General features: G+C 33.1%; 13 protein-coding genes. 4 read left to right on the top strand and 9 right to left on the bottom strand.

Features of this window, described 5'->3' with window-relative positions; all coding sequences use genetic code 11:
* Window positions 1-22: 22 nt before the first annotated feature.
* The 5 genes from AABL85_RS13465 to recR all read right to left on the bottom strand — a co-directional run bounded on the left by AABL85_RS13465 (window position 23) and on the right by recR (window position 5393).
* The gene (locus tag AABL85_RS13465; protein WP_286414033.1) at window positions 23-523 is read right to left on the bottom strand and encodes a hypothetical protein; all 501 of its coding nucleotides are present in this window, start codon (window positions 521-523) and stop codon (window positions 23-25) included.
* A 428-nt stretch (window positions 524-951) separates the two neighbouring features.
* Window positions 952-1482: a hypothetical protein gene (locus AABL85_RS13460; protein ID WP_341310449.1), complete on the bottom strand. Its 531-nt coding sequence runs from the start codon at window positions 1480-1482 to the stop codon at window positions 952-954.
* A 259-nt stretch (window positions 1483-1741) separates the two neighbouring features.
* A complete protein-coding gene (feoB, locus tag AABL85_RS13455; protein ID WP_341310448.1) occupies window positions 1742-3919 on the bottom strand; it encodes a ferrous iron transport protein B in 2178 nt (725 codons plus the stop codon).
* A 23-nt stretch (window positions 3920-3942) separates the two neighbouring features.
* Window positions 3943-4176, bottom strand: a complete 234-nt coding sequence (locus AABL85_RS13450; protein ID WP_006257162.1) for a FeoA family protein — start codon at window positions 4174-4176, stop codon at window positions 3943-3945.
* Between the two features lie 596 nt (window positions 4177-4772).
* A complete protein-coding gene (gene recR / locus AABL85_RS13445; protein ID WP_025126055.1) occupies window positions 4773-5393 on the bottom strand; it encodes a recombination mediator RecR in 621 nt (206 codons plus the stop codon).
* A 166-nt stretch (window positions 5394-5559) separates the two neighbouring features.
* Here recR and AABL85_RS13440 point away from each other — a divergent pair, with 166 nt between their 5' ends.
* On the top strand, window positions 5560-7062 hold the full coding sequence (locus tag AABL85_RS13440; RefSeq protein WP_341310447.1) for a sodium:solute symporter: 1503 nt from the start codon (window positions 5560-5562) through the stop codon (window positions 7060-7062).
* A 46-nt stretch (window positions 7063-7108) separates the two neighbouring features.
* Here the strand turns inward: AABL85_RS13440 and AABL85_RS13435 are convergent, their stop codons facing one another.
* Window positions 7109-7465, bottom strand: coding sequence for a CoA-binding protein (locus tag AABL85_RS13435; protein ID WP_341310446.1), 357 nt, complete (start codon window positions 7463-7465; stop codon window positions 7109-7111).
* A gap of 228 nt (window positions 7466-7693) precedes the next feature.
* Between AABL85_RS13435 and AABL85_RS13430 the strand changes: the two genes are divergently transcribed.
* The 3 genes from AABL85_RS13430 to AABL85_RS13420 all read left to right on the top strand — a co-directional run bounded on the left by AABL85_RS13430 (window position 7694) and on the right by AABL85_RS13420 (window position 11887).
* Entirely contained in the window at window positions 7694-8404 is a 711-nt protein-coding gene (locus AABL85_RS13430; RefSeq protein ID WP_286414041.1) for an OmpW/AlkL family protein, read from the top strand.
* Window positions 8405-8516: 112 nt separating this feature from the next.
* On the top strand, window positions 8517-9839 hold the full coding sequence (locus AABL85_RS13425) for an MATE family efflux transporter (RefSeq protein WP_286414043.1): 1323 nt from the start codon (window positions 8517-8519) through the stop codon (window positions 9837-9839).
* Window positions 9840-9934: 95 nt separating this feature from the next.
* Window positions 9935-11887: a heavy metal translocating P-type ATPase gene (locus AABL85_RS13420; RefSeq protein WP_341310445.1), complete on the top strand. Its 1953-nt coding sequence runs from the start codon at window positions 9935-9937 to the stop codon at window positions 11885-11887.
* 41 nt (window positions 11888-11928) lie between these two features.
* Here the strand turns inward: AABL85_RS13420 and AABL85_RS13415 are convergent, their stop codons facing one another.
* From AABL85_RS13415 to AABL85_RS13405, 3 genes are all read right to left on the bottom strand, one after another.
* The gene (locus tag AABL85_RS13415) at window positions 11929-12534 is read right to left on the bottom strand and encodes a hypothetical protein (protein ID WP_341310444.1); all 606 of its coding nucleotides are present in this window, start codon (window positions 12532-12534) and stop codon (window positions 11929-11931) included.
* Window positions 12521-12961: an RNA polymerase sigma factor gene (locus AABL85_RS13410; protein WP_425355296.1), complete on the bottom strand. Its 441-nt coding sequence runs from the start codon at window positions 12959-12961 to the stop codon at window positions 12521-12523. The genes AABL85_RS13415 and AABL85_RS13410 overlap by 14 nt, the downstream gene beginning before the upstream one ends.
* 80 nt (window positions 12962-13041) lie before the next feature.
* Window positions 13042-13899: a TraB/GumN family protein gene (locus tag AABL85_RS13405; RefSeq protein WP_341310443.1), complete on the bottom strand. Its 858-nt coding sequence runs from the start codon at window positions 13897-13899 to the stop codon at window positions 13042-13044.
* Window positions 13900-14059: the final 160 nt, after the last annotated feature.

Here is a 14059-nt window from a genome sequence, read left to right as displayed (position 1 = left end):
TACCAGCGTACATATAAGTTGATTAGAATCCTGCTGATAAGCTTTTTACAATACCAGCTACTTCTAAATCTTTACGCAATAAATCTTTAGATACAGATACTACATATCCTACTTTGTATTCTTTTTTGCTTACCTTGATTACTTCAGGAACAGAAGAAGATATAGTAGCGTATTTTAAATAAGGACTTTCTTTACCAAAAAAAGAGTTGAAGTAATCTGCTTTTTCATGTTGTACAGAAGCATCCTTGATAAGAGGTCGTTGAGAAACACACCCTACTCCATTCGCTGCAAAACCACGGAACAGAACTCCATGTACAGCATTTTTCTTAGCTTCTTCATTAGGAATGGTTCCTTTATTACTATAAGTCCATATTTTCACTAAGAAGGTTCCTTCACTTCCTGTACCAGCACACTCAATATCATATTTCCATTGAGCTGCTTCTTTTTTTGGACTAGAAGCGAAACTTATATGAGCAGAAAAAGTTAATACTGCACATACTAAAACAAGTAGATATCTATTCATTTTTTCAAAACTTTATATTACACAAATATTTTATTATATATTTTTAACACAAATTTAGACCATATAAATAAATATATCACAAAAAACACTTATACTATTCAAACACATTGCGCCAAAGCCAATAAAGTCATAATAAAATGGGTGAAAGAATATTTTTTATGAGTAAACCATATTACTATTCACCTCTTTCATTGTATTAATCAACTATACTACACTAAATAATTAAGAAGTAGACCTACTGAATATTTGATTTATTTCATTAGATAATTAAATTGGTAAATAATAAAAATCACAATACAGACTAATCAATGCATTGTACATGTACATTTTGTACATCTTACACCTGTTTCTAAAACGGAAATACCTCCTTAACAAACCATTGGTTTATCAAGGAGGTATTTTATAACATACTGTTTTACAAAACAATATTACAGCTTATTCTTCTGTCTCTTAAGTTTTTCTTTTTGTTGCTTATACTCTGCTTTTCTATTATTCTTTGCTATCTTCCTTTTAGAATCATTGTCCTTATAGATGATTTCGATATTTTTAATATCTCTTTCATACTCTATCTCTAACATATCTAATTGGTATTCTATATCTTCCTTACTTCTTTTATTTTGATACTTATGATAAGATGCTTTATCCCACTTCACCCTCTGAGAGTCATTTAAAATAATATAAATATCTTGTCTGAAACTAATAGCTAACTCCCTCTTTTTTAAACCTTTTTCTCTACCTGACAGTGAACGGTCACGTCCTATTGCTTCAAACTCTCTACCGATAGTACGCTTTCGTTCTATAATCTTAGTTCTCTGACTTTCTGTTAGTTTGTAATAATCCCCTTTATCTAATAACTCTGAAGCACTTACTTCATAATCTGTCTGTTTGCTATTCTTAGGTGATTGTGCATATATACTAGTAAAGACTAGCAATGCTCCTAATACTAAAACTCTTCTCATAGCTCATTTTTTAAAATTAAAGAATAATCCCTATAAAGATTATTACTCAAATAAAACAATTCGTATGCAAGACGACAAACATAAAGAGTTAATTCACATAAAATATGTACTTACACTAAGAGAACCTATATTATCCATCATATAATCTCGTGATTCGCCCAATAATAAAGTAATTCTACAGTCATAAAAAGAAAATCCCCTTCTCCATATCAAATGAATAAGGGGATACTATAATAAATATAATTATACTCTTAATAAATTAGGTAAATAAATACCATAACTGAGCTACTACAAAACACACAATAACTCCAAAAAGAACTGGTAATAATGACGCTACTGTAGTCCATTTCACACTATTCGTTTCTTTATAAATCGTATATATTGTAGTACTACATGGATTGTGTAGTAAACTAAACAACATCAAGTTCACTCCTGTCAATGTAGTCCAACCGGCCATATGTAAGATAGTCGCTATCTCACCATCTGATACCTCAAACATGACACCTGCTCCTTCACCGATAGATGCATCTCCTAATACCATAGCGGTCAACATTAACACCGTCGGGATAACAATCTCATTGGCAGGAATAGCTACGATATAGGCTAATAAAATAACTCCATTTAATCCTAAAAACACTCCTACAGGATCTAATCCTTGAATAGTCCATAAGGCAATACTTTTATCTCCTATATCTATATTACAGATTAACCAAATAACTGCTCCTGCAGGTGCTGCAAAGACAATAGCTCTCCATAATACGATTAACGTTCTATCTATTAACGATGTGTAGATCGTCTGTAACACTCTTGGAGGTCTATAAGGAGGCAATTCTAAGGTAAAGAATGAAGCCTGTCCTTTTAGCATAGTCTTAGACAGCATCCATGAAGTAAAGAATGTAAATCCTATCCCTAATACTACGATCCCCACTACTGCAAGTGTAGAGATAGTATTAGACAAATACGATGGTACTAAGGCTCCGATAAAGATACTTGCCATCAATATCTGTGTAGGCCAACGACCATTACACAGCGAAAAGTTATTTGTAATGATAGCAATTAGTTTTTCTCGAGGACTGTTAATAATACGAGTAGAGACCACTCCAGCAGCATTACACCCGAAGCCCATACTCATTGTCAAAGCTTGCTTACCATGTGCTCCTGCTCCTTTAAAAAGTCGATCTAGGTTAAATGCTACTCTTGGTAAATACCCAAAATCTTCTAATAAGGTAAACAAGGGGAAGAATATAGCCATAGGTGGTAACATCACTGCTATAACCCAAGCTGTAGCTAGATATACTCCATCTACTAAAAAACCGGATAACCACCATGGAAAATGAAGACTCTCTGCTCCACTCTTTAAAATAGGATATAACTCTTCTAACAATAAGGTAGATAATGCACTAGATGGATAGTTAGACCCGATAATAGTAAGCCATAGAATACCCCCGAGCATCAATAACATAATAGGAAAGCCAAATCGCTTACTCGTCACTACATTATCGATCATACGGTCTACTCTGAACGCGCGCTGATTCATATCTGATTTCACAGTACTCTTCACTGTCTTCGATACTTGAGTGAAGATAGCTCCAGCCACATTATCAGAATAGTCTAATCCTAGCTTTTCGTGATAACTATTCGCTAAAGTGATCACCTCTTTAATATTCTCGTTATTGACTTTAGTAGATAAAGTTTGGTTTACTAAAGCTGATTGAATAGTAGCATCTTGCTGTATCAATCTCATCGCTAGCCATGACGGACTAGGCAAATCTGCATCTATATTTAATAACTTAGACGCTACCTGCTGTACTGCCTCTCTAGATTCTCCTGATATACCAGATATTGTCTTATGCTCAGGTACATATTTACCTGTTGCTACTTGATCTATTGCTACTAATAAGTCTGTAATACCTTCTTTTCTTCTCGCAGAAGTAGGGATCACAGGTACTCCTAGATCACGAGATAACCCTCTCACGTCTATTTCTACACCATGGCGCTGAGCCTCATCCATCAGGTTCAGACACACCACCACCTTATTTGTAATCTCCTGTATCTGTACTACTAAGCTCAAATGACGTTCTAGTCGACCAGCATCTACTACTACTACAGTAACATCAGGACGACCAAATAAAATAAAGTCACGTGCCACTTCTTCATCTTCAGAAGTAGACATCAGTGAGTAAGTACCCGGAAGGTCGATTATCTTATACTTACTATCCTTAAACTGAAAGTTTCCTTCTGCACGTGTAACTGTTTTTCCTGGCCAGTTTCCAGTATGTTGTTTTAGACCAGTAAGAGCATTGAAGATTGTACTCTTACCTGTATTTGGATTTCCTGCTAGAGCAATGGTATAATCAAACTTACCAGATGACTCACCTAGTTTTTTTAATTCTGCTGTTGCATTAAGATCACAAATATCACAGGCTGATTGCGCCATAATTTTTTTCCTTCTTTTATAATTTAGTTAGCTAAAGTCACTAATACCATCTCTGCATCCTCTTTTCTCAACGAAATAATGGTATTATAGATAGAATAAGCTACAGGATCCTTTAGTGGGCTGATATTATGGATATAGATTTCAGCACCAGGTACAAACCCTAAGTCTAAGAAACGCTGATGTACCTCCACAGGACACCCTCGCTTTATACCTTGTATAGTAGCTTTTTCTCCTTTAGCTAATTCTGATAAATTCATTACAATTTTCTTTAGATATGTAAAATTACAAAATTAGACGCGTCTAACAATTAATTTAGTGTTAAAACCTCTATCTAAAAACATTCTAATTTAAGATTATGAATCTATTTATAAGCAAATAAGCCCATACGTCTAGCATAAACAAGCCTTTCATACTAACTTATAATAACACAATTCATTACTTAATTAAAATTCAAATCATTCTAAGGTGATTTTATACTATTCTTGTAGGGTAATGATAAGATAGTGGTCGCATAAAAAATAGCCAAAACTATGCGACCACTATGCCATCACTATGCGACCACTATGCGATCAGTCAAATTAGGATTTGCCTTATCCTACTATAGCTGTACAGTTATTGTTTATAATCCTGATTTTAACTATACACTTATTTTTATAATCCTATGATGTAAATAGCGGTTTGCATGAAGATAGGGTAAAATATATAAATGATAACTGATCACAATGCTACTATCTTCTAAAGCTAAGATCCTTAAACAAGACATCCTAAATCTCAAACTTAAGTCCATAAAAAAAGAGTAATTGGTAAGGGCTACTAATTACTCTTCTATGATTTTCTTTTAAAAACTGTAATACTATACAGCTTTAAATGCATTCTCAAAAGGTACACGATGTACTAAACTTCTACCTAACGTCACTTCATCTGCATACTCTAATTCATCCCCTACCGCTATACCTCTAGCAATAGTAGAGGTGATAACACCAGTATCTTTTATCTGCTTATAGATATAAAAGTTGGTAGTGTCTCCCTCCATAGTAGAACTCAGCGCAAAGATAATTTCTTTTACCTCCCCTGCTTTTACCTTTTCTACTAGAGATTGAATATTTAATTGACTAGGTCCTATACCATCTATAGGAGATATTTTACCTCCTAGCACATGATATATTCCTTTAAATATCTGAGTATTCTCTAGTGCCATTACATCACGTACATCTTCTACGACACATATCGTCTGATGATCACGTGCTTCATTAGCACAGATATCACATAGTTCTGTATCTGATATATTATAACAACTCTTACAGAAGATGATATCTTTTCTTAGTTTTAGTAATGCTTCTGCTAAGTGTAGAGTTTGTTCCTCTGGTTGCTTTAATATATGTAACATTAGTCGTAATGCTGTACGCTTACCTATCCCAGGTAATTGTGATACTTCTTCGACTGCTTTTTCTAATAATTTTGAAGGGAATTCCATAACTGCAAAGATAAAAAATAAACTAATAAATAACTCTACTCCTCTAAACTACTACTATACTTATGTACTCTCTCTATTCTATAACTGATCGCTATAAAAGCAATAGTCGTTATTTCTAAAAAAGAATTACTTTTGAATTCTAAGCAAATAAAACAATTGACTTACTATGACTCCTATAACCATAATCACGATTATTATCATCTACTTCGGAATACTGATAGGTATATCACATTATATCAGTAAAAAAGATAGTAGTAATAACGCATTCTTTAGTGCTAATAAAAATGCTAAATGGTACTTAGTCGCTTTTGGGATGATAGGTACAGCCTTATCAGGGGTAACCTTTATATCCGTACCAGGAGAAGTAGGTTCTCCTAATGGTGAACAGTTTAAGTACTTTCAGTTTGTTCTAGGTAATGCTGTCGGTTTTTTATTAACAGCCTCTGTATTACTTCCTTTGTATTATAAATATAATCTGGTATCTATCTATACCTATATAGAAAAGAAGCTTGGGCATTATAGTTATAAGTCGGCTGCTTCTATATTTTTATTGAGTAGAACGATCGGTTCAGCATTTAGACTGTATTTAGTAGTCATCGTACTACAGCGATATGTATTCGATTATTTCGGAATACCCTTTTTCGCCACAGTACTGATTGCTTTATTATTAATCTATGCATATACTTATAAAGGTGGATTAAAAACCATTATCGTTACAGATACCTTACAGACTTTCTTCTTAGTTGCCTCTGTTGTATTTACCATTATATTTATCTGTCACAGTCTAGACCTTTCGGCCGTAGAAGCCTTTGAAACTATAAAAAACAGTAACTATTCTAAGATATTTTTCTTTGAAGACTTTGTATCTTCTAAATACCATTTCTTAAAGCAGTTTATAGGAGGAATATTTGTAACGCTAGCGATGGTAGGTCTTGATCAAGATCTTATGCAAAAAAATCTAAGCTGTAAGAACATCAAAGAAGCACAAAAGAATATGTATTCTTTCACTGCTATCTTTGTAGTGATTAACCTATTCTTCTTAGGTGTAGGAGCATTATTATACATCTATGCAGAGAAGAACGGCATCCAAGTACCACTAGATTTAGTTACTGGTAAGCCTAGAACAGATTTGCTATTCCCAGAGATTGCTTTTAACTACCTAAGTATAGTACCTGCTATCATATTCTTATTAGGATTGACAGCGGCTACATTTGCTACTACAGACTCAGCTCTGACGGCATTGACTACATCATTCTGTATAGACTTTCTGCACATGGATAAGAAGAAAGACGATGCTTCTAATGTGTGGAAAAGAAAGGTAGTACACTTAGTGTTCTCTTTATTAATGTTCTTAGTGATTATATTATTCAATGCGATTAACGATGCCTCTGTAGTAAGTATGATCTTCAAGATAGCCTCTTATACATACGGACCTCTATTAGGTTTGTTTGCCTTCGCCATTCTGTTTAATAATAGAACTGTCAAAGATAAGTTAGTACCTATTATATGTATAGTCGCTCCATTTTTGACACTATGGTTAAGCAATAACTCTGCTACCTTATTAGGTGGCTATGTTTTTGACAATGAGCTAATACTTGTCAATGGATTAATCACCGTACTATTATTATTCTCCACTAGTCAAAGCAAGGTATTAAACAAAATAAATTAAAACAGTAAAGGTCTTATGATTGCATAAGACCTTTATTGTTTTATGACTAAAACTGTTCAGTACGCAGTAATACTAATGTACACGCTTCTTCAGATTTTATACCTGCATCAGATAGTTTCTGAACAAACTCATTATTCTCTGTACCAGGGTTAAAAATCACACGTCTAGGCATTAGTTTTATAATCTCTTCATAATACTCTTGCTGTCTAGTAGGATTAAGATATAGGGTCACTGTATCTATATCATCACCAGTATACCAGTCTGTATGAATAGTCACATCCTCTACCATACCAGTTCTTAGTCCATGAGCTACTACCTCATGTCCATATTCTCTAAGCATCTTTATGGCTTTATTAGAATACCTTTCTTCTTTCAAAGAAGCACCTACAACTAATGTTTTCATAATTTTTATATTTTTAACAAATTAATCACACAAATACATAAATTAAACTATCTATATATTAAAAGATATTAATTTTAGAAGCTAACCTACTTACTTCAATAAATTATATTTTATAAATTTAGCTAATATTTAAACTTTTTTTACAACAAAAAGTATTTAAATGATAAAAGTCATATTTCAGATACAAATTTAACAGTAATTTTACTCTAGAAATTTAAAATCTCAATTATGAAAAAGTTACTACTTTCAATTTTAGGAGCTGCATTATTCGTAAGCGGTTCTACATTCGCACAAGAAACGACTAGTGCACCTGAGAAACAAGATTATAAATGGCAAATGCGTCTACGTGGTGTAGGTGTTATACCTCATAACAGAGCAGATATTGGAATCATCGGTGGACAAATCGATGTAAGTAACAACTTTATTCCAGAATTAGACTTCACTTACTTCTTTACAGAAAACTTAGCTGCTGAGTTAATTCTAGGAACTACTAGACATACTGTAGGGACTATCGGATCTAGCTTAGATAACCCTATTACTCAAGGGCCTAGCACAGCTAACGTAGACTTAGGAAGTGTATACTTATTACCTCCTACATTAATGTTCCAATACCACCACAAATTTGGTGAAGTATTTAAACCTTATGTTGGGGTTGGGGTGAACTACACTATTTTCTATAACGAAAAGTCTGGTGTAGCGAAAGATATAAAATATGACAACAAGTTCGGTTGGGGTTACCAATTCGGTTTTGATATTGATTTAACAGAGAAATTCTTTATCAACGTTGACTTCAAAAAGTTATTCTTAAAAACAGATGTTACTGTTGACGCTACTAACTTAGTAGCTCCAGGTGTAACAGGTGTTGATCAGTTAAATATTCCTGCAAAAGTAAAATTAGACCCAATGTTAATTGGTTTTGGTGTAGGAATGCGTTTTTAATTATTTAATGAGACATTTTTTTTTGCCAGCCTTCTATGTACTGCATAGAAGGCTGGTTTTTTATTGTCTATTATTTAACCGACCTTTGCAACTTTATTGAAAACAATAAGATATGCAAACTACAATCAGTTTTAAAGAAATAAATAAACTAGCTATACCTGCTATTTTTGCAGGGGTATCAGAGTCCTTAATTTCTCTAACTGACATCGCTATCATCGGCAATGTAAAAGAAAATAGTGTAGAGGCATTAGGCGCCGTAGGATTAGTAGGTTCTTTTCTATCTGCGATAATATGGATTGTAGCACAAACTAAAACTTCTATATCTGCTACTGTCTCTCAACATTTAGGTGCGAATAGAATATTCGCTGTAAAAACACTAGTACCGCAGGCTATATTATTTAATTTCTGTCTAAGTGTACTACTATTCATATTCACTACTTTCTTCGTACAAGAAATTTTTATTGCCTATAATGCTGAAGGCTTACTTCTAACCTATGCTAAAGAATATTACTTAATACGAGCTTGGGGGTTTCCTCTTACCCTAATTACCTTTGCACTATATGGAGTTTTTAGAGGGTTACAAAATACTGTGTGGGCAATGAAATGTAGCTTAACGGGAGCGATTATCAATGTGGTATTAACGTACTACTTTGTCTTTGGTATAGATGGTGTATTACCCGCTATGCATATCAAAGGAGCGGCATATGCTAGTGTGATTGCACAAACGATCATGTTGATTATGGCATTCTATTACTTCTTTAAACATACCCCTTTTAACCTAAGCGTAAGAAGAACAATTAACCCTTCTCTAAAGCCATTAATCATTATGAGCTTTAACTTCATTATTCGTACTGCAACACTAAATTTAGCAATATATTTAGCTAATGCTTATGCCACAGGATATGGCAAAAGTTATATCGCTGCACAAAGTATATTGATGAATATCTGGTTATTTTTCTCTTTCTTTATAGATGGTTACGCCAGTGCAGGTAATGCTATGTCAGGGAAACTAGCAGGTGAAAAAAACTATCAGACTATGTGGTCTCTCTCTAAAAGTATCAGTAAATACGCCATTATTATTTCACTGATTTTAATTGCAATCTGTGCAATCTTTTATAAACCGATAGGCTTATTATTTAATCAAGATCCTGAAGTCATCAAGGTATTCATAAGCGTGTTTTGGTTAGTTCTCTTTATGCAACCTATCAACTCACTCGCTTATATCTTTGATGGTATTTTTAAAGGTATGGGAGATGCTAAAGTACTTCGCAATAATTTACTCTTTGCTACCTTCTGTGGGTTCATCCCTACTCTATTGCTGTTTGATTATTTAGATTTCAAATTGTACAGTGTGTGGATTGCTTTTGGTGTTTGGATGTGCTGTCGAAGCTTCCCTTTAATGTACTTATTTAAAAAGAATTACGTGGATAAGTAAGTAATGCAACAGCATTGCAAACATGGCTTGACATTATTTATAATCATTATAAGGTGGTACATTTGCTTTAAACAAAAACAAAAAATCATCAAATTATGTGTCAAGAACATTCAAATCATAATCACTCACATAACCACAGTGATCATAATCATGGACACGACCATGATCATGACCACAGCCACGGAGGAGAGAATACAAAGCTATTTGTTGGCTTCAGTTTAGTTATGTTTTTTATAGGAGTCTTTCTGGCTAATATTATAAAAGCAGATTGGTTTATCAACAATAATACATTAAGGCTATCGTGGTACATCGTTGCTTACCTACCAGTAGCATTCCCTGTTCTAAAAGAGGCTGTGAAATTAGGAGGCAAAGGAGATTTCTTTAATGAGTTCTCGTTAATGGGAGTAGCTACGTTAGGAGCTTTCTTTATAGGTGAATATCCTGAAGGAGTAGCTGTAATGATATTCTATACCATCGGTGAAATATTCCAAGAAAGCGCTGTAAATAAAGCTAAAGGTAATATCAAGGCTCTACTAGATATACGCCCTAATGAAGCAACAGTGTTTAGAAACAATGAATACACTGTTGTCAATCCAGAACAAGTAAGCATCGGAGAGATCATTCAAGTAAAAGTAGGTGAAAAGATTCCATTAGATGGAGAGCTACTAACGGATAAAGGTAGCTTTAATACTTCTGCCTTGACTGGTGAAAGTAAACCTAGTACATACGAGAAAGGAGAAACTGTCCTTACAGGAATGATTAACTTACAGAATGTAATCGAGATTAAAACAACAAAGTTGTATCAAGATAGTTCTCTTGCTAAAATCCTTCAAATGGTACAAGAAGCAAGTGCACGTAAGGCTACAACAGAACTTTATATTAGAAAATTCGCTAAGGTATATACTCCTATTGTATTCTTTCTAGCTGTTGCTTTGACGATTATACCTTATTTTGTATTAGGAGAAGGATATGAGTTTAAAACTTGGTTAGAGCGCGCATTAGTATTCTTAGTAATTTCTTGTCCTTGTGCATTAGTTATCTCAGTCCCGTTAGGATACTTTGGAGGAATAGGGGCTGCTTCTAGAAATGGTATCTTGTTTAAAGGGTCTAACTACTTAGAGTTAATGGCTAAATTAGACATTGTAGTAATGGATAAAACAGGTACACTTACAGAAGGAGTTTTTAAAGTTCAAAAAGTAGAAACTACAGTTGAACAGACTGAATTTGTAAGTATTGTATCAGCTATTGAAAAACAATCTACACACCCTATAGCGAAGGCGATTGTAGAAGCTTACCCTACTTCCAAAACTGCAGAAGAGGTACATGAGATTTCGGGAAAAGGATTAATGGGTAAAGTAGATGACAAAGAAGTACTAGTTGGTAATACAGCTCTTTTAAAACACTATAACATTAATTACCCAATAGATATAGATGATATTGTAGAAAGTATCGTTATCGTGGCTATCAATAAAGAATACAGTGGATATATTACCATTGCAGATCAGATCAAAGTTGACTCTAAGGATGCAATCAAACTGATGAAGTCTCTTGGAGTAAAGAAAACTGTAATGCTTAGTGGTGATAAAAATACAATCACTCAAAAAGTAGCTAAAGAAACAAATATAGATTTAGCATTAGGAGGTTTACTACCTGAAGGTAAGGTAGAGCAAGTAGAAAAGCTTAAAAAAGAACATCCGAATATGTCAATCGCTTTTGTAGGAGATGGAATAAATGATGCACCTGTACTAGCTTTAAGTGATGTAGGTATAGCTATGGGAGGATTAGGAAGTGATGCAGCTATAGAAACAGCTGATGTCGTGATACAGACAGATCAACCATCTAAGATTGCTACTGCAATGCATATAGGTAAAGAAACACGTAAAATAGTAATTCAGAACATTACACTAGCCTTAGTAGTGAAAGTGATTGTGCTTATATTAGGGGCTGGTGGAGTAGCTACGATGTGGGAAGCAGTATTCGCAGATGTAGGAGTTGCATTACTAGCCATACTAAATGCTGTAAGAATTCAAAAGATGAAGTTTATATAACTTAATACAAACATAAAATCCCGACAGTAATCGGGATTTTTTTATTCTTGTTCCTTAAACTGATTTAAGGTATGCTCAATTTGTAGAAGATATTGTCCATATAGTTTTTTAATCCAATACTTGGCAATAAAGTAAATTAGAACAACCATAATAATAGACACTATTCCTAAATACTTTAAAGCGTGTAAATCACCTCCCAAAATAAGGTCTAATTGAGAAGAAGGAGATACCACTAAAAGTAATAGAATACCAAAAGGAATAAGTGAATAACAAAAGTTCTCATACATTTGAATATACAACTTTACATTATAATAGCTATCATATACACTGTCTCTACTGTTTAATTCTAAAGAAGCAGATGTTCTATAAAAGCGATACATCTTCAAAATATAATACCCTGTAATAAGTACAAATATTCCATAGAAAAGATAAAAACCACCTATTCTATTATTTTGTATATCCAAAATATTTGGAGTGAAAACGATAAAAACTATACTTACAATCTGTATCCAAATCTCCTTTTTGACATTACCTCTAATCTTGTCTAATGGTAGACGACTTACTTTTTTCTTAAGCTCTTGAGAAGCTACTATATCTGTAGGCAGTTCTTGTTCCTGCCATGACTTCTTTAAATCATCTAAATTCATAGCCTTGATTCTTTATTATTACTTGTAATTTATTTTTTGTTCTATTGAGTTTCACCCTAGCATTTCCTTCAGAAATACCAAGATTACTACCTATCTCTTGATGAGAGAATCCTTCTAAATACAAAAATATCAATGCCTTTTCTACATCATTTAATAAATAGATAGCATTGTACAAATATTGTACTTGGCTTTCTACAATCATATCAACTTCACTTGATTGAAGATTTTTAACTTTATCATCAAAAATATCATTTCGTTCAACTACTTGCTTAGCTTTTTTAAAATAAGTAATAGCTGTATTTAAAGCCACTCTATACATCCAAGTAGAAAATTGACTCTGCCCTTGAAAACGAGTATAGGACTTCCACAGTTGTAAAACAATTTCTTGATACAAATCGTTTTGATCCTCTTGGTTATCCATATACATCTTAGATACTTTATATAAAATACCTTTATGCTCTTCTATTTGATCTAGAAAGATTTGTTCTAAAGTCTTGCTCACATTTACTAATTATAAATAGCTTTTACTTTATACCCATCTTTTTCTAATAATTTTAGGACTCCATAGTCTCCGCCAAGATGTGCGCTTCCTACAGCAAATATTGTGGACTTTTTCTTCATTATTTCTGGCATCTTAGTTACCCATTTTATATTTCTATTATCTAATAAGTCTTTCTTAAACTCTATAGGTACAAACTTAGGATCGGTTCCAAATTCATATAAAGCTTCAATATCTTCATCTAAGAAAGATTGCTTCATCTCATTATAAGTCTCCTTATAAGCATTAACTTCCTTAAATTGATTAATCAACTCTTTAGGTGAAAATATATTTTCCATTACTTTCTGTTGATCAATGAAATGTTCTAAACCAATTATTGATTTATTAGCGTGCAATGCTTTCTCAAAAAGTTCTAAATCATATCCTTTAACTTCACATGTCACTAACTTAGACATCATTAATCCAACCAAAGCAATAGTTGAAAAGCTATTTACTTGCTCTAGTTCTAAATCATATTCCTCCTTCAAAATATCCACAAACTCAGCTAACTCTTCCTGGGTCAATTGAGAAGATAAAGATTGCTTTGACACGAACATTTTTTGCATATATGCCAATTCAACAGGATCACTAAAGTTAACCTCTAAAGCTAATTGCTCAACGCTATCTAAAGCCTTTTGAACTTTGTCACTAATAATTAATTCATCCTTACACAAAATGTGAAATGTACCTAAAACATAAGAAGGCTCGTTCAAGTCCTTTCCAGAAACTTCCCATAATAAGCTTTTCTCTGATAAATTAATATCTTGAGCAACGCACTGAAAACTAACTAAAACAAATAATAAAATACAAGAAAATACACGCTTCATAACTATGTAGTATTTATAAGACTATAATATACATAATAAGTATAGAATAGAATGAAACGTTACAAAAAAAGATCACTTTTTTAAAAAATCTTGAAGTAGAAAGGCATACAAACAAAAAAATCCCCAACCTCTAATGAGATTGGGGATTCTATAAAGAAAG

This window comes from Myroides odoratimimus, assembly GCF_038039805.1.
GTDB classification, from domain to species: Bacteria; Bacteroidota; Bacteroidia; order Flavobacteriales; family Flavobacteriaceae; genus Flavobacterium; species Flavobacterium odoratimimum_B.
The sequence above is the reverse complement of the archived record's forward strand: the minus strand, read 5'-3'. Positions and strand labels throughout refer to the sequence as shown.

What these genes read in the sequence shown, in the direction of transcription:
- AABL85_RS13465 (WP_286414033.1), bottom strand. Translation starts at nt 523, where the DNA reads ATGAATAGATATCTACTTGTTTTAGTATGTGCAGTATTAACTTTTTCT.
- AABL85_RS13460 (WP_341310449.1), bottom strand. Translation starts at nt 1,482, where the DNA reads ATGAGAAGAGTTTTAGTATTAGGAGCATTGCTAGTCTTTACTAGTATA.
- feoB (WP_341310448.1), bottom strand. Translation starts at nt 3,919, where the DNA reads ATGGCGCAATCAGCCTGTGATATTTGTGATCTTAATGCAACAGCAGAA.
- AABL85_RS13450 (WP_006257162.1), bottom strand. Translation starts at nt 4,176, where the DNA reads ATGAATTTATCAGAATTAGCTAAAGGAGAAAAAGCTACTATACAAGGT.
- recR (WP_025126055.1), bottom strand. Translation starts at nt 5,393, where the DNA reads ATGGAATTCCCTTCAAAATTATTAGAAAAAGCAGTCGAAGAAGTATCA.
- AABL85_RS13440 (WP_341310447.1), top strand. Translation starts at nt 5,560, where the DNA reads ATGACTCCTATAACCATAATCACGATTATTATCATCTACTTCGGAATA.
- AABL85_RS13435 (WP_341310446.1), bottom strand. Translation starts at nt 7,465, where the DNA reads ATGAAAACATTAGTTGTAGGTGCTTCTTTGAAAGAAGAAAGGTATTCT.
- AABL85_RS13430 (WP_286414041.1), top strand. Translation starts at nt 7,694, where the DNA reads ATGAAAAAGTTACTACTTTCAATTTTAGGAGCTGCATTATTCGTAAGC.
- AABL85_RS13425 (WP_286414043.1), top strand. Translation starts at nt 8,517, where the DNA reads ATGCAAACTACAATCAGTTTTAAAGAAATAAATAAACTAGCTATACCT.
- AABL85_RS13420 (WP_341310445.1), top strand. Translation starts at nt 9,935, where the DNA reads ATGTGTCAAGAACATTCAAATCATAATCACTCACATAACCACAGTGAT.
- AABL85_RS13415 (WP_341310444.1), bottom strand. Translation starts at nt 12,534, where the DNA reads ATGAATTTAGATGATTTAAAGAAGTCATGGCAGGAACAAGAACTGCCT.
- AABL85_RS13410 (WP_425355296.1), bottom strand. Translation starts at nt 12,961, where the DNA reads ATGTATATGGATAACCAAGAGGATCAAAACGATTTGTATCAAGAAATT.
- AABL85_RS13405 (WP_341310443.1), bottom strand. Translation starts at nt 13,899, where the DNA reads ATGAAGCGTGTATTTTCTTGTATTTTATTATTTGTTTTAGTTAGTTTT.